Consider the following 20,944-nt stretch of genomic DNA (forward strand, 5'->3'; position numbering starts at 1 on the left):
GAGGTGGAACGGATAGAGCGGATGGCCCGCGGCTACAGCCGCTCGATGATGGTGGCGTTGGCGGTCCCGCCGCCTTCGCACATCGTCTGCAGGCCGAATCGACCACGGGTGGCTTCGAGCTGGTTCACCAGGGTGGCCAGCAGGCGCGTGCCAGACGATCCGAGGGCATGGCCGAGCGCGATCGCTCCCCCAAGGGGGTTGAGGCGCGCGTCGTCCGCCTCGAATTCGCGCTGCCAGAGCAGCGGGATGGGAGCGAACGCCTCGTTGACCTCGTACGCGTCGATGTCGTCGATCGAGAGCCCGGTGCGCGCGAGGACCTTCTCGGTCGCCGGGATGATGCCGGTGAGCATCAGCAGCGGGTCGCTGCCGGCGACCCCGAACGAGTGGAAGCGCGCCCGTGGGCGCAGGCCCAGTCGCTCGGCCGTCTCGGCGCTCATGATGAGGGCGGCCGACGCCCCGTCGGTCAGGGGCGACGAGTTGCCCGGCGTGATCCGCCAGTCGAGCTCGGGGTATCGTGCCGCGAGCTCGTCCGTGCGGAACGACGGCGCCAGCCCCGCGAGCGCTTCGGCCGTCGTGGATGCGCGGATCGTCTCGTCCGCGACCACGGCGCCGCTGTCCGGCGTGCCGACGGCGACCAGCTCGCTGTCGAAGGCTCCGGATGCGGCGGCCGCCGCCGCGCGTGCGTGCGAGCGCGCCGAGAACGCATCCAGTTCCTCCCGGCCGAACCCCCACCGTGCAGCGATCAGCTCTGCAGACACGCCCTGGTTGACGAGCCCCTCCGGATAGCGGTGCCCGAGCAGGGCGCCTGCCGTCGACCTGCCCGCCTGGTTCGACAGCATCGGCGTGCGGCTCATCGACTCGACACCGCACGCGATGACGATGTCGTACGCCCCGGCGAGCACGCCTTGCGCGGCGAAGGCCGCCGCCTGCTGGCTGGACCCGCACTGGCGATCGACGGTCACCGCAGGAACCGAGTCCGGGAATCCGGCGCTCAGCACGGCCGTGCGCGTGATGTTCGTCGACTGCTCGCCGATCTGGGTCACGCATCCGCCGATCACGTCGTCGACGAGCGCCGGGTCGAGGTCGTTGCGGCGCACGAGCTCCGCGAGCACGCCCGCGAGCAGGTCGGCCGGATGCACGTCGGACAGCGCGCCCCCGGGCTTGCCGCGCCCGGAGGGTGTCCGGATGACGTCGACGATGACAGCATCGCTGCTCATGGCTGGTGACTCCTCGGCTGCGTCACGCCGTCGCCGGGTCCGGCGTCAGCGTGTACTTCGTGTACAGGTACTCGTGGATGCCCTCCAGGCCGCCTTCGCGCCCGAGGCCGGACTGCTTGACACCGCCGAACGGCGCGGCGGCGTTCGAGACGACGCCCACGTTCAGGCCCATCATGCCCGTCTGAAGCTTGTCGATGAGACGCTGGCCGCGGGCGAGGTCTTTCGTGAAGACATAGCCGACCAGTCCGTACTCCGTGTCGTTCGCCATCCGGATCGCCTCGTCCTCGTCGGTGAACCGCACGATGGAGAGCACAGGGCCGAAGATCTCCTCGGCCAGGATCCTGCTGCCCGCGACGACGTCGGTGACCACGGTGGGCTCGAAGAAGTTTCCGTCGCCGTCGATCTCGCCGCCGCCGGTCAGCACCCGCGCGCCCCGCGCCACGGCGTCGTCGACGAGCTCCGCGGCTTTGGCGACCGCGTCCTCGTTGATGAGGGGTCCGATGGTGACCCCGTCTTCCGTGCCGCGGCCGACGCGGAAGCGGTTGACCCGCTCCGTCACCCGGCGGGCGAACTCGTCGGCGACCGCGTCGTGCACGATGAAGCGGTTGGCCGCCGTGCAGGCCTCACCGATATTGCGGAACTTCGCGAGCATCGCACCGTCGACCGCCTTGTCGAGGTCGGCGTCGTCGAACACGACGAACGGTGCGTTGCCGCCCAGCTCCATCGACGTTCGCAGAACGTTCTTCGCGGACTGCTCGATCAGCCTGCGACCGACCTCGGTGGAGCCGGTGAAGCTCAGCTTGCGCAGCCGCGGGTCAGCGATGATCGGAGCCGAGACCGCCCCGGACGTCGACGTCGTAATGACGTTGACGACGCCACCGGGCAGGCTGGAGTCTTCGAGGAGCTTCGCGAAATAGAGGGTGGTGAGCGGGGTGAGTTCGGCCGGCTTGATGACGACGGTGCAGCCAGCCGCCAGGGCGGGCGCGATCTTGCGGGTCGCCATCGCCAGCGGAAAGTTCCACGGCGTGATCAGGAAGCACGGCCCCACCGGATGCTGCGAGACGATCATGCGCCCGGTGCCTTCCGGGTTCGTGCCGTAGCGGCCGGCGATCCGCACCGCCTCCTCGCTGAACCAGCGCAGGAACTCGCCACCATAGGTGACCTCCCCGTTGGCCTCGGCCAGCGGCTTGCCCATCTCCAGCGTCATGAGCAGTGCGAAGTCGTCGCGCCGCTCCTGCAGCAGGTCGAAAGCGCGGCGCAGGATCTCCCCACGGGCGCGCGGCGCGGTCGCCGCCCACGCATCCGCGGCTTCGACCGCCGCGTCGAGCGCGCGGAGGCCGTCGTCGACCGACGCGTCCGCGATCGTCTTGATCGTCGCATCCGTCGCCGGGTCACCGACATGGATGACGCGCCCGCTCGTCCCGTCGACCCACTCGCCGCCGATGTAGAGCTGGTGCGGCACTTTCGCCAGCAGTTCGTGTTCGCGCGCTTCACTCATCGCTTCGGGCTCCTTCGTCATCGACCGACCACCTTCGAGCATAACCACGCGGCCGCCCGACCGCGCGAGCACAGGAGAACCGGGTGATTGGATGCGCTGAAGGCCCGATTCTCCTGTGCTCGGCGGCCGGAGGGTCGCTCAGTCGTCTCGGGCGAGGAACTCGCGCACGCGGGCGCGGGCCGGTTCGCGGTCGTAGCTGTTGACCAGGGCGCCGGCCATGCGAACCGGGTCGCCGAAGAAGAAGTACTCGTACAGTGCCTGGCGGCTCGAGAAACCCGAGATCGACGCGTCGTAGGCGAGCTTGAACAGGCGCACCCGTTCGGGACCGGTGAGCGTCTTGCCCTGCAGGTACAGTTCGATGTCGCCGAGCGCGTCGCTGTGGAGGTCCGCCTCGCCGGGGAGCGCCATGAGCCCGCTCGCGCAAAACGTGCGGATGATCTGCGGAAAGCGCTGCGCCGTCTTCGGGTACCAATTGCGGGCCGCGTTGAGCGTGCTCCATTTCGGCTGGAGCATCCCGTACTCGTTGACCGCAGCATCCACCTCTGCCGCGCGCATCAGCGCCTTGCCGATCTCGACGTCGAGGACCAGCTCGGCCAGCTGCTCCTGGATGTGCTGGAACCCGTCGATGCCGATCGACGCCGCGATCTCGCTGGCCAGCCCGAGGAAGAACTCGCTCTTCGCGATCGTGCGCGTCACGACCTGGTGCGTCATCAGGGCTGCGGCACCGGTCTCCGCGTAGAAGTTGTTGCACAGCTCCGGGTGGCCGAGCATGAAGATGCGCTCGTTGGGCACGAACACGTTGTCGAAGATCGCGACAGCGTCCATCTCCTCGAAGCGGGCCGCGAGCGGCTCGTCGAACACGCTCCCGCCGTTGTGGAGGGAGGTGCGGCACAGGTACCGCAGGCCTGGGGCGTCGTTCTGGATCGCGAACGCGTACGAGTACGGCGCGTCCTCCGGGGTCCCGCGCAGCACCGTCGACGGGAACACCAGCAGTTCGTCGGCGATCGGGGCGATCGTGGCCAGCATTCGCGCGCCGCGGATGACGATCCCGTCCGGCCGTTCCTCGACGATGCGCGCCGAGAGCTGCCCGCCCAGCTGTTCGCTGCCGGACACGGAGCGGTTCACCTGGGGCGGGATGAGCGTGTGGGTCGCGAGCAGGTCGTTCTCGCGGGCGTACTCGTAGTAGGTGCGGATGTTCTCGCCGTACCTCGGGTCGGCTTGCGAGAACCACATGTCGGCCGCCGACAGCGCCGTCAGGGCGCTGTTCATGTAGTCGCCCGTCCGGCCGAGGAAGCCGTTCGTGTACTCCGCCCAGGTCTGCGTGGCGGCCCTGCGGTGCTCGAGGTCGGCGAGCGTGCGCGGCACGAGGAACGAGGCACCCACGCGGTCTCCGCTCGAGGGCGAGACGTAGGTGAGTGCCTCCTGGTACGCGGGGTCGTGCTGCATGTCGAAGAGCTTCGCGTAGGTGCGTGCGACATTGCGGAACGCGGGATGTTCGGCCACGTTCTCGCTGACCACCTCGCCGTCGATGGTCAGGTGCGGTCGCATGGCGTTGAGTTTGTCGAGGTACTGCTGGCCGGTGCGGATTCCCATGAGGTCGACTCCTTGTGAGTGGATGGGCGGATCGCGAGCGGATGGTACGGAAGCGTCTAGAGCAGGTCCTCGACGCCGAGCAGGTATTCGGGGATGGCGGTGAAGCGTCCGTTGACGAACCCGAGGGCGTCACCGGTGCGGTAGTCGAAGTCCTTCACCTCGCCGAGGTAGAGCGTGTGGTCGCCGCCGTCGTACGCAGCCCAGGGCGCGCACTCGAAGTACGACAGCACGCCGGCGAGCCGTGGCGCGAGCCCGCCTTCGACCCAGACCGGCTCGTCGCCCGGGTGGCCGGAGAAGTGGATTGCGATCTTCTCCTGCTCCGCGCCGAGCACGTTCACCGTGAACGGGCGGTTAGCGAGCTCGTCGTGTGCCCGGGCGGCCCGGGCGATGCCGACCAGCACGAGCGGTGGTTCCATCGAGACGGAAGTGAAGGAGTTCACGGTGATACCGTGGCGGGTGCCCCGACCGGCTGACGTCGGCGGACCCTCGAAGGTGACGACAGCGACTCCGGTCGCGAACCGGCCGAGGCTCCCCCGGAAGAAGTGCTGCGGTGGCCGGTACAGCCTGGACTCCGGCCCGAAAGCGCCTCGCTGCGGCGCTGAGGCGATCATGATGCGGGCCTCCCTCCGGCAACCATGCCGTGGGTGGGTGTGTCGTTCGATATTCGAACGCGTGGTTCTTATAAAGAACACTAGGCTGAACGGCATGGATGCACAAGACCAGCCGCACTCGCAGACGCTGTCGCGGGGCATCCGGGTGCTCGAGATCCTGGCCGAGGCGGACCGGCCGCTGACGATCGCCGAGCTGGCGACGGCGCTCGGCGTCCACCGCTCCATCGCCTACCGCATCCTCCGGACGCTCGAAGACCACGGGCTCGTCGTCAGGGACCAGGCGGGGGCCGTGCAGCTCGGCCCGCGGATGGCCGCGCTCGCCCGCTCCGTCGCCCACGACCTCCAGTCGGCGGCACTTCCCGCCCTCACGGCGGTAGCGAACGAGCTGGGCATGACCGCCTTCCTGACTGTCCTCGACCGGCACGATGTCGTCACACTCGTGAGCGTCGAGCCGACCCACGCGCACGCTGCGGTGGCGCAGCGGCCCGGCACGCGGCACCCGCTCGCATCCGGGGCACCGGGCATCGCCATCCAGGCCGACCTCACCGAAGCGCAGTGGCGTGCCCTCGGATCCGAGCATCCACGGGCCGAAGCAGCGCTGGCTCGCGAGCGCGGCTTCGCGACGAGCCATGACGAGGTCATCCCCGGACTCGCATCCGTCGCTGTGGCGCTCACCGTTCCCGGCCAGGCGCCCGCGGCCGTCGCCGTCGTCTACGTCGCGAACGGCCGAGACGTGGAGACGATCGGAGCACGCCTGCGGCTCGCCGCCGAAGCCGTGGCCCGCGAATTGACCTGAGGGTCCAGCGGCACGACCACTCTGGCGCCTGGCCCCGAGATCGTATATGATTTGCGATATGTTCGGCACCGCGGCCGAGAGGAGCGATCAGGCGATGAACGAGGAACGACCCGTGCACCTCTCCCCCGGCAAAGTCGTCGCCGTCCACCTCAACTACCCGTCGCGCGCCGCCCAGCGCGGTCGCACCCCCTCCCAGCCCTCGTATTTCCTCAAGCCGTCCTCGAGCGTTGCGATGTCGGGGTCGCCGATCGAGCGCCCGCTCGGCTGCGAACTCCTCGCCTTCGAAGGCGAGATCGCCCTCATCATCGGCCGCCGAACCCGGCACGCCCCGATCGCCGATGCGTGGTCGGCCGTCTCCGGGATCACGGCCGCGAACGACTTCGGGGTATACGACCTGCGCTACGCGGACAAAGGCTCCAACCTGCGCTCCAAGGGCGGGGACGGCTTCACGCCGCTCGGGCCGACGGTCATTCCGGCCGCCGAGGTCGACCCGGCCGGTCTACGCATCCGCACCTGGATCGACGGCGTGCTCGTGCAGGAGGACACGACGGCGACCCTCCTTTTCCCGTTCGCGCGCCTCGTCGCCGACCTCTCCCAGCTCATCACCCTGGAGCCCGGGGACGTGATCCTCACCGGAACGCCGGCGGGCGCATCCGTCGTGCACCCGGGCAACACGGTCGAAGTCGAAGTCGACACGGTGGCAGGAGGCCGCAGCACCGGGCGGCTCGTCACCCCGGTCGTCGACGGCACGACCCCGCTCGCCGACTTCGGCGCCGCACCGCTGGCCGACGACCTGCAGCGCGAAGAAGCCTGGGGCTCCCGCGAGGCGGCAGGGCTGCCCGCGGTCGAGCCCGCCTTCGCGCTCACGGCGGAGCTGCGTGCGAAGATCGCGTCGGTCAGCACGGCGACGCTCAGCTCCCAGCTGCGCAAGCGCGGGCTCGACAACGCCTCGATCGACGGCCTGCAGCCGACCCGTCCGGACACGCGGCTGATCGGCCGGGCGCGAACGCTCCGCTTCATCCCCGCCCGCGAGGACCTGTTCGAGACCCACGGCGGGGGCTACAACGCCCAGAAGCGGGCGTTCGACACTCTGGAGGCGGGCGATGTGCTCGTCATCGAAGCACGCGGCGAGCGCGGAAGCGGGACCCTCGGAGACATCCTCGCCCTGCGTGCGCAGGTGCGGGGAGCTGCAGGACTCGTGACGGATGGCGGACTCCGTGACCTCGACGCGGTGGCGGCCCTCGACATCCCCACCTACTATGCGGCGCCACATCCGGCTGTGCTCGGCAGGCGGCACGTGCCCTGGGACACCGATCTCACGATCGCGTGCGGCGGAGCCGCCGTGCAGCCGGGCGACGTGATCGTCGGCGACGCGGACGGCCTGCTGGTCATCCCTCCCGGCCTCGTCGAGTCCGTCGTCGACGACGCGATCGAGCAGGAAAGACAGGAGACGTTCATCGCCGGACAGGTGGCGGCCGGCGAGAGCGTCGACGGCCTGTACCCGATGAACGCCGCGTGGCGCGAACGCTATCGCGCGTGGGCGGACGGCGAGGTGGACGGATGAGCGTCCCCGACATCCGCGCATCCGCCCCGGCCACCGTGCAGCCGGGCGCGGCGGGCAAGTCGCAGCTCGCCTACCAGTGGATCCGCGAGCGCATCGCCGACGGCCGCTACACCGCCGGCTATCGCCTGGTGCTGGACCAGATCGCCCGCGAACTGGGCGTGAGCGCCGTGCCCGTGCGGGAGGCGGTGCGGATGCTCGAAGCCGAAGGTCTCGTCACGTTCGAGCGCAACGTCGGGGCGCAGGTCGCGATGCTCGACGCGACCGAGTACGTGGTGACGATGCAGACGCTCGCGCTGGTCGAAGGCTATGCGACGGCGCTGTCGGCGCCGAGCCTTCCGGCGGGGGCGATCAAGCGGGCTCGTGCCATCAACGCCCGGATGTCCGCGACGCTCGAGCACTTCGACCCGGCGAGCTTCACCAGGCTCAACCTCGATTTCCATGCCGTGCTGTTCGAGACCTGCCCGAACGCGCACATCCTCGACCTCGTCCATCGCGGCTGGAGCAGGCTGGCGGTCCTGCGCGAATCGACCTTCAGCTTCGTCCCCGGGCGCGCACGCGAATCGGTGGTCGAGCACAACACGATCCTCGACCTGATCGACTCGGGCGCCGACGCGCTCGACCTCGAGCTGGCCGCCCGCAACCACCGGCTCGCGACGCTCGACGCGTTCATCGCCCACCGCAGCCGGACCGAGGAGGTCCCCTCATGAAGTTCCGCACCGACCCTGCGCGCATCCGCGGCTCCATCGCACCCCTGATGACGCCGTTCACCGCGGATGGCGCAGTCGACCATGCGGGCCTTGCGAATCTCGTGCACTGGCAGCTCGCGTGCGGCTCGCACGGCGTCTCCCTCGGCGGGTCGACGGGAGAGCCGAGCTCCCAGACGATCCAGGAGCGGGCCACGGCCATCCGCACCGTCGCTGCGGCGGTCGGCGACCGGGTTCCATTCGTGCCGGGCACCGGATCCGCGAAGCTCGACGAGACCATCGAACTGACCGCGGCCGCGCGTGAAGCCGGCGCCGACGCCGCGCTGATCATCACCCCCTACTACGCCCGGCCGACGCAGGAAGCGCTCTACACCTGGTACCGCACGGTCGCCGAAGAGTTCCCCGACCTGCCGATCCTCGCCTACAACGTGCCCAGCCGCACCGCGGTCGACATCGCCCCGGAGACGGTCGCGCGGCTCTACCGCGACGTCGAGAACTTCGTCGGCATCAAAGAGACCACGAAGGACTTCGAGCACTTCTCGCGCGTGCTCCATGCGTGCGGTCCCGACCTCGTCGTCTGGTCGGGCATCGAGCTCCTCAGCCTTCCGCTCATGGCGCTCGGCGGCTCGGGATTCGTCAGCGCGGTCGCGAACATCGCACCGGTCGCCGTGGCCCAGATGTTCGAAGCGTGGGAGGCCGGCGACCTCGACCGAGCGCGCGAACTGCACTACGGCCTGCATCCGCTCGTCGACCTGCTCTTCGTCGAGACGAATCCCGCGCCGGGAAAGTGGGTGCTCGAACAGCGCGGGCTGATCGCCTCCGGGTTCGTGCGGCCGCCTCTGATCCCCCTCACCGCATCCGGCGAAGTGCGGGTGCGCGCCCTGCTCGACGAGGGCAGCGCGTACCTGAGCCCGGTCGACGGCTTCACTGTGAAAGGAGCGCACCGATGATCGCCGAACACCACGTGCCCGACGAGCTGGCCACGCACCTCAGCCATTACATCGACGGCGAATCGGTCGACAGCATCTCCGGTGCGACGTTCGACGTGCTCGACCCGGTGACGAACCGGGCGTACGCGACGGCGGCGGCCGGTCGCGCCGAAGACGTCGACCTGGCGGTCGCAGCCGCGTCGCGCGCCTTCGCCGACGGACCGTGGCCGCGCCTCAAGCCGCGCGAGCGTGCGCGGGTTCTCAACAGGGTCGCGGATGCGGTGGAGGGCCAGGATGCACGGCTGGCCGAACTCGAGACCTTCGACACCGGCCTCCCCATCCGGCAGGCGCTCGGCCAGGCCCAGCGTGCGGCGGAGAACTTCCGCTTCTTCGCCGACCTGATCGTCGCCCAGGCCGACGACGCGTACAAGGTCCCTGGGTCGCAGCTGAACTACGTGAACCGCAAGCCCGTCGGAGTCGCCGGCCTCATCACGCCGTGGAACACGCCGTTCATGCTCGAGAGCTGGAAACTCGCGCCCGCGCTCGCCTCCGGCTGCACGGTCGTGCTCAAGCCGGCCGAGTTCACGCCGTTGTCGGCCAGCCTCTGGGCCGGCATCTTCCGCGACGCCGGGCTGCCGGACGGCGTGTTCAACCTGGTCAACGGGCTCGGCGAGGAGGCCGGCGACGCGCTGGTCAAGCATCCGGACGTTCCGCTCATCTCCTTCACCGGGGAGAGCAGCACCGGTCAGCTGATCTTCGCTAACGCGGCTCCGAACCTCAAAGGGCTCTCGATGGAGCTCGGCGGCAAGTCCCCCGCCATCGTCTTCGCCGACGCCGACCTCGATGCCGCCATCGACTCCACGCTGTTCGGGGTGTTCTCGCTCAACGGCGAGCGCTGCACAGCGGGGAGCCGCATCCTGGTCGAACGCTCGACCTACGAAGACTTCTGCGCCCGCTACGCCGCACGGGCGAAGAACATCGTCGTGGGCGATCCGCACGACCCTGCGACCGAGGTCGGGGCACTCGTGCATCCCGAGCACTTCGCGAAAGTCATGGGCTACATCGACATCGGGCGGAACGAGGGCCGGCTGCTCGCCGGCGGCGGCCGACCGGAGAACCTGCCGGAGGGGAACTACGTCGCGCCCACCGTCTTCGCCGACGTCGCGCCGGGCGCGCGCATCTTCCAGGAGGAGATCTTCGGGCCCGTGGTGACGATCACGCCGTTCGATTCCGATGAGGAGGCGCTGCAGCTGGCCAACGGCGTGCGGTACGGGCTGGCCGCCTACCTCTGGACCTCCGACCTCGTGCGCGCCCACACCTTCGCCCAGAGCATCGACGCCGGCATGGTCTGGCTGAACTCGCACAACGTGCGCGACCTGCGCACTCCGTTCGGCGGCGTCAAGGCGAGCGGGCTCGGCCACGAAGGCGGCTACCGGTCGATCGACTTCTACACGAACCAGCAGGCCGTGCACATCACGCTCGGGCCGGTGCACACGCCGCGGTTCGGCATCCACTGACCTGCGCCCGACCCGCACTGAGGAGAACCTGGTGAACACGACCCCGCCCCCTGACATCATCCGCTCGGCCTACGCCGAACTGATCGTGAGCGACCTGGCCGCGTCGCGCGCGTTCTACGTCGGGGTGCTCGGCCTGGTGGTGACGTACGAGGACGACGAGGCCATCCACCTCCGCGCGTTCGAGGAGTACCTGCACCATTCGCTGGTGCTCCGCCGTGGGCCGGTCCCCGCGCTCGCAGCTCTCGCGTACCGTGTGCGCTCGGCCGAGGAGGTGCCGAAAGCCGCGCGGTTCTTCGAGGAACTCGGGATGCGCGTCGAGCGCCGCGAGCCCGGCGCGACCCGCGGCATCGGCGAAGCGGTCCGTGTGACCGACCCCCTGGGCTTCCCCATCGAGTTCTTCTACGACGCCGAACACGTCGAACGGATGACGCGGCGCTACGACGTCCAGGGCGCGGGGGCGATCTCCCGGCTCGACCACTTCAACGTCGTCACCCCCGACGTCCCCGCCGCCCGCGACTACTACGCCGGGCTCGGCTTCCGGGTCTCCGAGGACATCCAGGACGACGCGGGCGTGGTCTACGCCGCCTGGATGTTCCGCAAGGCGACCGTGCACGACATCGCCCTCACCGGCGGCGCGGGTCCCCGCCTCCACCACATCGCGTTCGCGACGCATGAGCGCAGCCAGATCCTGCACATCTGCGACGCCCTGGGAGCGTTGCGCCAGTCCGACCGCATCGAACGCGGACCCGGCCGCCACGGCGTCTCCAACGCGTTCTACCTGTACGTGCTCGACCCTGACGGGCACCGCATCGAGATCTACACGCACGACTACTACACGGGCGACCCGGACAACCCGGTGGTGACCTGGGACGTCCACGACAACCAGCGGCGCGACTGGTGGGGCAATCCGGTGGTGCCGAGCTGGTATGCGAACGCGTCGGCCGTGCTCGACCTCGACGGAAGGCCTGTCGCGCAGACGGAGCGCACAGAGGCGGCCGAGTCCGACGTGACGATCGGCGCGGACGGGTTCTCCTACACGCGCCGCGACGATGCCGAGGCGGGCTTCAAGCTGGGCACTCAGGTCTGAGGCCGCGGCCGGGCAGGGTCAGCCGAGGGATGCGCGCACCAGCGGGACAGCCCGGTGCGGGATCTTCGTCTCCAGCACGATGACCGTCGACGTGCGCGTAATGCCGGGATCGCTCACGATGCCGTCGATCACCCGCTGCAGGTCCGCGTTGGAGCGCGCGACCACGCGGACCATGAGGTCGCCCTGACCGGTGATTGTGTACACCTCCAGCACTTCGGGGATGCCGTCGAGGTGCTCGATGACCGAGCGGTCTCCTGCGCCCTGGGTGATCTCCGCAGTGATGAAGGCCGTGACCGGGTATCCCAGCGCATCGGTGTCGATCGTCGGAGCGAAGTCCCGGATCACTCCGTCGCGCTGGAGCCGGTCGAGCCGCGCCTGGACCGTTCCCCGGGCGACGCCGAGGCGCCGTGATGCTTCGAACACGCCGATGCGGGGCTCGTCGGTGAGCAGCGCGATCAGCGCCGAGTCGAGCGCGTCGATCATCGTCTCTCCTGCCTCACCACCGTGCCGTCATGCACAGTGTAGAGCGGATGCGCACACGACCCTACGACGTGCTCGCCCGGTCGAGGAACGGCAGTGCGGCCTGCTTGAAGGCGCGCGCACTGAGGGTGGTCACGTGGTTGCGGTTCGGAACGACCACGAGCTCGGCCCCGAGCATCCGGGCCGCCTCGTCGCGCCCCTGCGTGACCGGGTCGGCGTCCCCGACGACCAGCATCGTCGGGACCGGCGACGACAGTTCGAGCGGATGCGCGGCCATGCCCGCCACGCAGGCAGCGAGGGCATCGCGGTCGAGCCCCGGCGCCTGGCGAAGTGAGGCCACCAGCGGGCCGATCGGCGAATCCGCGAGACCGGCCCAGTCGTCGCCGGGCTGGAGCAGTGCGGAGCGCACGACCTCCACGCCCCACCGCCCGAACTGCTCCTCCGTTCCGATGCCACCGATGACCAGCCGCCGAACGCGTCCCGGCGCGTTCTGAGCGAGCGCGAGTGACGCGTAACCGCCCATCGAGTAGCCGATGACGTCCACCCGGTCGAGCCCCTCGGCGTCGAGGACCGCGACGAGATCACCGGCGAGGATCGCGGGCGAGTACCCGGCGGCGTCGTGCGGCCCTGAGCTCTCCCCGTGGCCGCGCAGATCGACGACGATCGCTCCGCGACCGGCTTCGGCGAGCGCGCGGACCCACCCGGTCGCCTCCCAGGTCAGAGCGCCGGTGGTGGCGAAACCGTGCACGAGCAGCACCGGATGCTCGCCTGCTGTGCGTTCGTACGCGATCCGGTGGCCGTCGCTCGTCTGCGTGTGGGAGGTGAGGGCGAACGCCGTCATCAGTCCTCCGGAAGCTGGAGGCGCACGCGCCGGGTCGGCGCGACCTCCTCCGGGACGGTCCCGACGATTCCTGCGGCATCGTCGGAGACCACGAAGGTTATCAGCGGCTTCCCGACGTCCAGGGCGTCCCCCTCGGCGACATGGAAGCGTGCGACCGTTCCCGACTGCGGCGACGGGAGTTCGACCGCCGACTTGGTCGTCTCGACCTCCACGAGCGGCGCGTTCCGCTCGACGTAGTCTCCTTCGGCGACGAGCCATTCGAGGATGGTCGCCTCCTGCAGCCCCTCGCCGAGGTCGGGAAGGTCGAACGTGATCTCAGCCACGGCGGTACTCCAGGGTTCGCTGGACCGCGTCGAGGATGCGGTCGATGCTGGGCAGGTACTCGTCTTCGAGCACCGGCGACGGGTACGGCACGTCGAAACCGGTCACCCGGCCGACGGGTGCGCGCAGGTCGGCGAAGCAGCGCTCCATCAGGAGGGCGCTCACCTCGGCCCCGAGTCCGGCCGTGAGGGGCGCTTCGTGCACCACGACGGCGCGTCGGGTGCGGGAGACGGACTCGGCGACGCCGACCGCGTCGATCGGTTTCAGCCAGCGCAGGTCGACCACCTCGATCTCGACGCCGTCCTCGGCACCGAGGTCGGCCGCCTGGAGGCAGCGCGCGACCATCGCACCCCAGGCGATCAAGGTCACATGCTTGCCTGGTCGTACGATCCGCGAGGTCCCCACGGGCAGCCGTTCTGCCGCCACGGCCTCGTCGAACCCGGACTTATGCCAGTAGCGCGACTTCGGCTCCATGAAGACGACGGGGTCAGGATCGTCGATCGCCTGCCGCAGCAGGGCGTACGCCTCCGACGGGCTCGACGGCGAGACGACCTTGAGACCGGGCACATGCGCGAACAACGCCTCGAGGCTCTCGCCGTGGTGCTCGGGAGCGCGGATGCCGCCGAAACTCGGCAGCCGCAGCGTGATCGGCATGGGCAGCGTTCCCCGGCTGCGGTAGTGCATCCGCCCGACCTGGTTCACGAGCTGGTCGATCGCCGGATACGAGAATCCATCGAACTGGATCTCGGGCACGGGGCGCCAGCCGGCCATCGCCAGGCCGACGGCCATGCCCATGATCCCGGACTCGGCGAGCGGCGTGTCGAAGACGCGCTCGTCACCGTATTTGGCGTTCAGCCCGTCCGTGACCCGGAAGACACCGCCGAGCGCTCCGACATCCTGGCCGAAGACGAGTGTCCGCTCGTCGGCAGCGAGGGCGTCGTCGAGCGCGCGGTTGAGGGCTCGCTGCATCGTCGTCGTCTCAGCCACGCGCGGCCTCCTGCCAGGCGCGCTTCTGCTCGAGAAGGGATGCGGTCGGCTCGGCGAACACGAAATCGAACAACTCCTCGCCCGGCCGCGTGCCGAGCGCGGCGACGCCGTCGCGCACCCCGGCGGCGAGCTCGCGCGCCCGCACGTCGACCCCGGCGAAGTAGTCGTCGAGGTAGCCGAGCCCGCGCAGCCGCGCCTCGGCGAGCGTGAGCGGGTCGCGCGCCAGCCAGTCCTGCTCCTCGGCGAGGGTGCGGTAGCGGCCGGGATCGTCCGACGTCGAGTGCGGTCCTGCCCGGTACGTCATCGCTTCGATGACGGTCGCGCCGCCGCCCGACCTTGCGCGGAGGACGGCCGCCTCCGTCGCGCGGTGGACGGCCAGGACATCGTTGCCGTCGACACGGTTGCCGACCAGTCCGTATCCTTCGGCGCGGGCGGCGACCGAGCCTCCCGCGACCTGGGATTCCGTCGGCACCGAGATCGCCCATCCGTTGTTCTGGCAGAAGAAGACGACGGGGAGGCTGTAGATGCCCGCGAAGTTCATCGCTTCGTGCACGTCGCCCTGCGAGCTGGCGCCGTCGCCGAAGTAGGCGATGGCGACCCCGTCGGTGTGGTCGAGGCGTGCGCCCATCGCCCAGCCGACCGCGTGGGTGACGGGGCCGCCGACGACAGCGTTGAGCGGAGCGAGGTGGGTCTCGGCCGGGTTCCACAGACCACCGTGCCAGGCACCCTGGTGGGACGCGAGGTACGCGACGGGGTCGACTCCGAGCGCGATGGCGACGCCGAGCTCGCGGTAGGTCGGGAAGGCGAAGTCGGCGCTGCGGTCGAGCGCTGCCGCGCTGCCGACCTGCGCCGCCTCCTGCCCGCGCATCGGAGCGTAGCCCGGGATGATCCCCTGCCGCTGCATTGCGACCGCGTCGAGGTCGAGGTGACGCACCGCGACCATCGTCTCGTACAGTCCGCTCAGGAGGCGAGCGTCGGCGCTCGCGTCGTCCACCTCCTCGGGGTGCTTCTGCCGGTCGGGGGTGGTCATCGCCATCGGGTCTCGTTTCGTCTCGGGGCGCCGTAGGGCTGCAGGCGCGGCATCCGCGGGCCCGCGAGGCCACTGTCCCACGGGCGGCCGCAGTGGGCAACAAGCACACTGAACCTTGATCACCCTGTACATTCAGGCGCGGTGTCGGCTGGTTGTTCTGCGCAGGATGCACAACCACGGGTGACGTGTCCTGCGCCACGAACCCTGCCCGATCGTGTTCGGAATTCAGGAATCCGTGTGACGGGCGTGACTGCGGCAGCCGGACGAGCACTGAAATCCCTGATCAGGCGCGTCGCCTGCGCGCATCCACCCCGGAAGGTCCTGAATTGCTGACCTGCGCTCGCTAGCGTCGCGCACGGCTCTCGCGCCAGAGCCGCGACGGCCACCAGATCGGTGTGCCGATGTCGTACGACAGGGCCGGAACCAGCAGCGATCGCACCACGACCGTGTCGAGGAGCACGCCGAACGCGACGATGAACGCGATCTGTACGAGGAAGAGGATCGGGATGACCGCGAGTGCCGCGAAGGTCGCCGCCAGCACCACGCCTGCCGAGGTGATGACGCTTCCCGTCACACCGAGCCCGCGGAGGATGCCCGGCCTGGTGCCCAGACGCAGCGACTCCTCACGCACCCGCGTCATCAGGAAGATGTTGTAGTCGACCCCGAGGGCGACGAGGAAGACGAAGCCGAAGAGCGGCACCGCAGCGTCGGCACCGGGAAACCGGAGAACGTCGTTGAAGACGAAGGCCGACACCCCGAGGGCTGCGGCGTACGAGACGACGACGCTCGCGATCAGCAGGACCGGCGCCAGGATCGAACGGAGCAGCAGCATCAGGATCACGAGGATCACGGCCAGCACGATCGGGATGATCTTCGCCAGGTCGCTCTGCGCGGTGTCGTTCGTGTCGAGCGCGATCGCGGTCACGCCGCCCACGAGCACGCCGGGATCGCTGGAGGGAAGCGTGTCGCGCAGGTCGCGCACCACCTGCTCCGCCGCATCCGAATCGGCCTGCGACGAGAGCGTCGCATTGATCAGGACACGACCCTCCTTGACGATGGGTGCGGGCGCGGGCCCCGTGGTCCGCGCCGTCGGGTCGACCGGGCCCACATAGAGCGACCCCGTGCTGATGCCGGGCGTGCGCTCGACCGCTGCCAGCGTCGCATCCGCCTTCGCCTCATCGGTGACGATGACGACAGGGCTGCCCGACCCTGCGTCGAAATGCCGGGCCACGACCTTCTGCCCGTCGACCGCGTCGGACTGGCTGAGGATCACATCGGTCTGGGAGACGCCGTTCGCCTGGAGCTGCGGCAGCCAGGCGATGCACACGCCGAGGAGGACGAGCGCCGCGATCCAGGTGATGCGGGGACGGCGCGCGATGAGCGTTCCCACGCGCCGCCAGAGGCCGGTGATGCCCTCGAGTCCCCCGATGCGTGCGACGTCCGCGTGCTCGGGTTCGTGATGGGCCTCCCCGACGTACTTCGGGCGGAACGGCCAGAACGCCGTGCGACCGAACAGGACGAGCAGCATCGGCAGGAGGGTGAGCGCCGACAGCAGCGAGAAGACGATCCCGATCGCTGCGATCGGCCCGAGGCTCCGGTTCGAGTTCAGGTCGGAGAACAGCAGGCAGAGCAGCGCGATGATCACGGTCGCACCGGATGCGACGATCGGCTCGAGCGAGGCGCGCCAGGCGCGGCCCATGGCCGTCCACCGCGACTCCACTTCGCCGAGCGCCTCCCGGAAGCGCGCGACCAGGAGCAGCGCGTAGTCGGTCGCTGCACCGATGACCAGGATGGACAGGATGCCCTGGCTCTGCCCGCTGAGTTTGATCCAACCCCAGCTCGCGAACGCGTAGACCAGGAGGATCGCCGCCGTCAACGCGAAGATCGAGGTCAGCAGCACCAGGAACGGGAGGACGAATGAGCGATAGACCAGCAGCAGGATGATGAAGACGGCCCCGACCGCGACGAGGAGAAGGATGCCGTCGATCCCCCCGAAGGCGTTGACGAGGTCGGCGGTGAGGCCGGCGGGTCCGGTTACCCAGCCGTGCGCATCCGCCGGGAGATTGTCGTCGACGACCGTCCGCAGGTCGGCGACGACGGTCTTCACTCCGTTGGCGTCTGCCACGGGAACGAGGAACTCGACCGCACGTCCGTCTTTCGACGGGATGGGCCCCGCGACGGAGGTGGTCGCCGAGCCTGTCGGCTGCTGCACACCGTCGACCGCGCCGAGCTTCTCGCCCAGTGCCGCGTAGGCCACCAGGTCGCTCGGTGCGATGGCGGAGCCCGACTCGATCACGACGATCGCGGGGATGGCGTTCGAGTCGGTGAACTTCTGCTGCCAGTCCCGCACCTCGGTGGATTCGGCGCTCGCAGGCAGGAAGGACGCCTGGTCGTTGCTCGAGACGGATGAGAGCTTTCCGAAGGTCGGCCCACCGAAGCCCGCTGCGGCGAACCAGATCAGGATGACCACCGTGGGCAGGAGGATCCTCAGCCAGCGGGCAGGGTTCCAGTCGGTTCGCCGATCCACGAGTCCTCCATTTATCTAGCTAAGTTAGCAACTAACTTAGCAAACAAATTGTCGGACGGTCACTCCGAGGATTCGAGCTTTGCACCGAGATGGGCGAGCTCCGCCAGCGCCGCAGCACTCGACTCCGGGTCGACACCGGCGACGAGATCGGTGAAGACGCGCACGCGCTGGCCGTGCTCGAGCGCATCCTTCGCCGATGCCCGCACGCAGTAGTCGGTGGCGATCCCGACGACGTCGATATCGGTGATCCCGTGCTCGTCGAGCAGATTGTGGACGGTCGAGCCCGCTTCCGTCCGCCCCTCGAAGATCGAGTACGCCGGCACACCCTGCCCCTTGCGGATATGGAACGTCACCGCGCCGGTGGCGAGCGCCGGATGATATTCGGCCCCCGTGGTGCCCGCGACGCAGTGAACCGGCCAGGTGCGCACGAAATCGGGCGGCGCATCCGTCGCGAAATGGCCGCCGTTGTCGTTGTCGGCGTCGTGCCAGTCGCGGGAGGCGAAGATCGTGTTGTAGTCGCCCGCGTGCGTTTCGAGGAATCGCGTGATCCCGGCTGCGACGGCCGCACCGCCTTCGACGCCGAGAGCTCCGCCCTCGGTGAAGTCGTTCTGCACGTCGATGATGAACAGGGCCTTGCTCATGAGCGCCTCCGTCCGGTCGGCGAACACCGACCCTAGTTGTTCGTGAGGTTGTCCCCGCAGTGGTAGAACCCCGTCACCAGCGTATCGATCGCCTGCTTCGCATTGTCGCTCACGGGGCCGAGAGCGAACACGGCGAAGGTGAGCGGCGTGCCGTCGGCCGCGGTGACGATGCCGGACAGGGTGTAGCCGTTGTTGATCCAGCCGGTTTTGGCGTGCACGGCGCCGCGTGCTGCCGAGTTCGCCCCGGTGAACCGCGAGTAGCCCGGGCCGAGGGTGCCGGACTGTCCGGCGACCGGCAGCCCGTCGTAGACGACGCCGAGCCCGTTCTCGCGATTCAGCACCTTCACGAACAGTCGCGTGAGGTACGACGGAGGAACGGCATTGTCGCCGCTCAGACCGGAACCGTCGGCGATGTGGATGCCCGTCGTATCGATCCCGTACCCCTTCAGGCCCGCGATCACACCGGCGTTCTCGGCAGCGAACGTGTTGCCCGCGCCCGTCTTGATGGCGACGAGCCGCGCGAGCTCCTCCATGATCGTGTTGTCCGAGACCGACATCGCCTGGTCGATCAGAGCAGTGACGGGCTGCGACTGTACCGCCGCGAGCTGCTGGGCTCCCGCCGGCGCCGTGCCCTGGGTGACCGGGACGTTCGTTCCGAGGTACTGCTGGAAGTACTGCACGGCACGGCCGACAGGGTCTGTGCTCCGCGGCGACTCGATCGCGGTCGGATCGTTGCGGTCTCCATCGACCTGAAGTGCCGTGATGTACGAGGTGGAGCCTTCGACCACACGCTCCTCGTGCTCATCCCAGCTCGGCTGCCACACAGGGCCGCCGAACAGCGAGGTGTCCACGACGATCGAGGTGATCTGCTGGCCGCCCATCGCCCGCCTCGCCTGGTTCGCGAGATCCTGGATCTTGGGTGCGCCCGTGTAGAACGAGGCCTGGCCGTCCGGGAGGCGCGAGAGTGTCACGTCCCCGCCGCCGACCAGCACGATCTGTCCCGGGGCGCTCCCCTTCACGACCGTCGTCGAAACCCGATAGTCGGGGCCCAGGACTTTGAGGGCCGCGGCCGACGTCAGCGTCTTCAGCACGCTCGCGGTCGGACCGGGTTTGGCGCCGTTCCGGTCGAACAGCACGGCGCCCGTCTTGGCGTTGACGACCTGCGCTTCGAGGTTGCCGAGCCGGCCGTCCTGCGCAAGGCCGCTCACCGAGCAGGTGCGGAGCTTCGTCGCCGCGGGCGCCGCCACCGGGACGGGCCGGGTGGGCGCTGCAGTGGGCCGGGGAGCGGGCGGCGTCGCGGTGGCGCTCGAGCTCGCGCTTGGCAGCGTAGCGGCGGATGCCGAACTCCCGACGGACGCGCCGAGCGCGACCGCACCGGACCCGAGCACGACGAGAGCGGCCGCCGCACCGGCGGCGATCCAGGCCACAGGGTGCTTGCGCATGCCGGTCAGGAAGCCGTCGAACGGCGAAGCGGCAGGCGTATCGCCCGCGCGTCCTGTCGTGTCCGATTTCCGCATCCGAGTATGTTACCCGCCGAATCTGAGTGGCTTTACCAGCATTTTCCCGGGTCTCCTGCTACTCGCCTGGGTACACGAGACCGATCTGGCTGCGGATCTCGTCCATGGTCGCCATGATCGAGACCGACTCCTCGGGCGACAGGATGGGGCTGGCGATCTCGCCGGCGCGGATCAGCCGCTCGGCCTCGTCGGCCTGGAACTGCATCCCCCGCCCCTCCACGGGCTCGTCGTACGACTCCACGACGTCGCCGGAACTGTTCAGCACCCGGAAGGTCGTCGGGCTGTACCAGACGGCGTCGATGTCGATCCGGCCCTCTGTTCCTACGATCGAGGCGACGTTGGGACCGAGCGTGTCGAGAGCGGAGATCGACGTGGCGAGCTGTCCGTCCGCGTAGTGGAAGATCGTTGCCACCTGCGAATCGGCGCCGCCCGCCTGGAAACGTGCTGAGGCGAGGACCGACTCCGGGGTTCCGAACAGGTGCGCAGCGAACGAGATCGGGTAGATGCCGAGATCAAGCAGGGCGCCGCCGCCGAGGGCGAGGTCGTTCATCCGGTGCCGCGGATCCGTCGGCGCCTTCTGCCGGTGATCGGCGGTGAACTGGCGGAGGTCGCCGAGGGTTCCGGCAGCGATGATCTCGCGGATGCGGACCACGTGCGGCAGGAACCGCGTCCACATCGCCTCGAGCACGAGAAGCCCCTTGGAGGCCGCGAGGTCGACGATCGCGCGCGCCTCGGCGGCATTGAGGGTGAACGGTTTCTCGACGAGCACGTGCTTGCCGGCGTTCAGCAGAAGGCTGGCGTTCTCGGCGTGGAAGGTGTGCGGCGTCGAGACGTAGACGATGTCGACATCGGGATCGGCGGCGAGCTCTTCGTAGCTGCCGTGCGCGGTCGGGATGCCGAACTCACCCGCGAACGCCCGCGCGCTCTCGAGGCTCCGAGATCCGACCGCGCGCACGTCGTGCCCTGTCAGGACCAGGTCTTTCGTGAACGCGGCAGCGATCCATCCTGTCGCGAGAATTCCCCACCGGATCGGGCTTTCGGATGCAGCGGACACGCGTCTCCCTCCGGGCCGGCACGCGCCGGG

The 20,944-nt window shown here is 69.4% G+C and carries 19 protein-coding genes; 6 read left to right on the top strand and 13 right to left on the bottom strand.

The features are described from left to right. Positions 1-32: 32 nt before the first annotated feature. The 4 genes from ACV7NN_RS06070 to ACV7NN_RS06085 form a co-directional block, all read right to left on the bottom strand. The gene (locus ACV7NN_RS06070; RefSeq protein WP_463348680.1) at positions 33-1,217 is read right to left on the bottom strand and encodes a thiolase family protein; all 1,185 of its coding nucleotides are present in this window, start codon (positions 1,215-1,217) and stop codon (positions 33-35) included. Between the two features lie 22 nt (positions 1,218-1,239). Then, a complete protein-coding gene (locus ACV7NN_RS06075) occupies positions 1,240-2,715 on the bottom strand; it encodes an NAD-dependent succinate-semialdehyde dehydrogenase (protein WP_463351246.1) in 1,476 nt (491 codons plus the stop codon). A gap of 138 nt (positions 2,716-2,853) precedes the next feature. Next, positions 2,854-4,308, bottom strand: coding sequence for a 4-hydroxyphenylacetate 3-monooxygenase, oxygenase component (gene hpaB, locus ACV7NN_RS06080; RefSeq protein ID WP_463348681.1), 1,455 nt, complete (start codon positions 4,306-4,308; stop codon positions 2,854-2,856). A gap of 56 nt (positions 4,309-4,364) precedes the next feature. Continuing rightward, positions 4,365-4,919: a flavin reductase family protein gene (locus ACV7NN_RS06085; protein WP_463348682.1), complete on the bottom strand. Its 555-nt coding sequence runs from the start codon at positions 4,917-4,919 to the stop codon at positions 4,365-4,367. Positions 4,920-5,013: 94 nt separating this feature from the next. On the opposite strand from ACV7NN_RS06085, the gene ACV7NN_RS06090 reads away from it, so the two are divergent. The 6 genes from ACV7NN_RS06090 to hpaD all read left to right on the top strand — a co-directional run bounded on the left by ACV7NN_RS06090 (position 5,014) and on the right by hpaD (position 11,516). Next, on the top strand, positions 5,014-5,715 hold the full coding sequence (locus tag ACV7NN_RS06090) for an IclR family transcriptional regulator (RefSeq protein ID WP_463348683.1): 702 nt from the start codon (positions 5,014-5,016) through the stop codon (positions 5,713-5,715). A 94-nt stretch (positions 5,716-5,809) separates the two neighbouring features. After that, the gene (locus ACV7NN_RS06095; RefSeq protein WP_463348684.1) at positions 5,810-7,279 is read left to right on the top strand and encodes a fumarylacetoacetate hydrolase family protein; all 1,470 of its coding nucleotides are present in this window, start codon (positions 5,810-5,812) and stop codon (positions 7,277-7,279) included. Next, positions 7,276-7,986, top strand: coding sequence for a GntR family transcriptional regulator (locus ACV7NN_RS06100; RefSeq protein ID WP_463348685.1), 711 nt, complete (start codon positions 7,276-7,278; stop codon positions 7,984-7,986). Before ACV7NN_RS06095 ends, ACV7NN_RS06100 begins: the two co-directional genes overlap by 4 nt. Further along, on the top strand, positions 7,983-8,933 hold the full coding sequence (dapA, locus tag ACV7NN_RS06105; protein WP_463348686.1) for a 4-hydroxy-tetrahydrodipicolinate synthase: 951 nt from the start codon (positions 7,983-7,985) through the stop codon (positions 8,931-8,933). The genes ACV7NN_RS06100 and dapA overlap by 4 nt, the downstream gene beginning before the upstream one ends. Further along, the gene (hpaE, locus tag ACV7NN_RS06110) at positions 8,930-10,429 is read left to right on the top strand and encodes a 5-carboxymethyl-2-hydroxymuconate semialdehyde dehydrogenase (protein WP_463348687.1); all 1,500 of its coding nucleotides are present in this window, start codon (positions 8,930-8,932) and stop codon (positions 10,427-10,429) included. Before dapA ends, hpaE begins: the two co-directional genes overlap by 4 nt. Before the next feature lie 31 nt (positions 10,430-10,460). Next, positions 10,461-11,516 (top strand): 3,4-dihydroxyphenylacetate 2,3-dioxygenase, encoded by a 1,056-nt coding sequence (gene hpaD / locus ACV7NN_RS06115; RefSeq protein WP_463348688.1) that lies wholly within the window; start codon positions 10,461-10,463, stop codon positions 11,514-11,516. Between the two features lie 18 nt (positions 11,517-11,534). Here hpaD and ACV7NN_RS06120 read toward each other — a convergent pair whose 3' ends face one another. From ACV7NN_RS06120 to ACV7NN_RS06160, 9 genes are all read right to left on the bottom strand, one after another. Further along, a complete protein-coding gene (locus ACV7NN_RS06120; RefSeq protein WP_463348689.1) occupies positions 11,535-11,999 on the bottom strand; it encodes an Lrp/AsnC family transcriptional regulator in 465 nt (154 codons plus the stop codon). Between the two features lie 61 nt (positions 12,000-12,060). After that, positions 12,061-12,837 carry an alpha/beta fold hydrolase gene (locus tag ACV7NN_RS06125; RefSeq protein ID WP_463348690.1) on the bottom strand — a complete coding sequence of 259 codons (777 nt, stop codon included), beginning with the start codon at positions 12,835-12,837 and terminating at the stop codon, positions 12,061-12,063. Next, on the bottom strand, positions 12,837-13,160 hold the full coding sequence (locus ACV7NN_RS06130; RefSeq protein ID WP_463348691.1) for a biotin/lipoyl-containing protein: 324 nt from the start codon (positions 13,158-13,160) through the stop codon (positions 12,837-12,839). The genes ACV7NN_RS06125 and ACV7NN_RS06130 overlap by 1 nt, the downstream gene beginning before the upstream one ends. Continuing rightward, complete coding sequence (locus ACV7NN_RS06135; protein WP_463351247.1) at positions 13,153-14,127, bottom strand: alpha-ketoacid dehydrogenase subunit beta; 975 nt, start codon at positions 14,125-14,127, stop codon at positions 13,153-13,155. The genes ACV7NN_RS06130 and ACV7NN_RS06135 overlap by 8 nt, the downstream gene beginning before the upstream one ends. A gap of 10 nt (positions 14,128-14,137) precedes the next feature. After that, positions 14,138-15,181, bottom strand: coding sequence for a thiamine pyrophosphate-dependent enzyme (locus ACV7NN_RS06140; RefSeq protein ID WP_463348692.1), 1,044 nt, complete (start codon positions 15,179-15,181; stop codon positions 14,138-14,140). Positions 15,182-15,518: 337 nt separating this feature from the next. Then, entirely contained in the window at positions 15,519-17,702 is a 2,184-nt protein-coding gene (locus ACV7NN_RS06145) for an MMPL family transporter (RefSeq protein ID WP_463348693.1), read from the bottom strand. Positions 17,703-17,761: 59 nt separating this feature from the next. Continuing rightward, positions 17,762-18,343, bottom strand: a complete 582-nt coding sequence (locus ACV7NN_RS06150) for an isochorismatase family protein (RefSeq protein ID WP_463348694.1) — start codon at positions 18,341-18,343, stop codon at positions 17,762-17,764. 32 nt (positions 18,344-18,375) lie between these two features. After that, positions 18,376-19,860, bottom strand: coding sequence for a D-alanyl-D-alanine carboxypeptidase/D-alanyl-D-alanine-endopeptidase (locus ACV7NN_RS06155; protein ID WP_463348695.1), 1,485 nt, complete (start codon positions 19,858-19,860; stop codon positions 18,376-18,378). A 58-nt stretch (positions 19,861-19,918) separates the two neighbouring features. After that, complete coding sequence (locus ACV7NN_RS06160) at positions 19,919-20,914, bottom strand: Gfo/Idh/MocA family protein (protein WP_463348696.1); 996 nt, start codon at positions 20,912-20,914, stop codon at positions 19,919-19,921. Positions 20,915-20,944: the final 30 nt, after the last annotated feature.

This window comes from Leifsonia sp. Ger2509 (genome assembly GCF_055231915.1).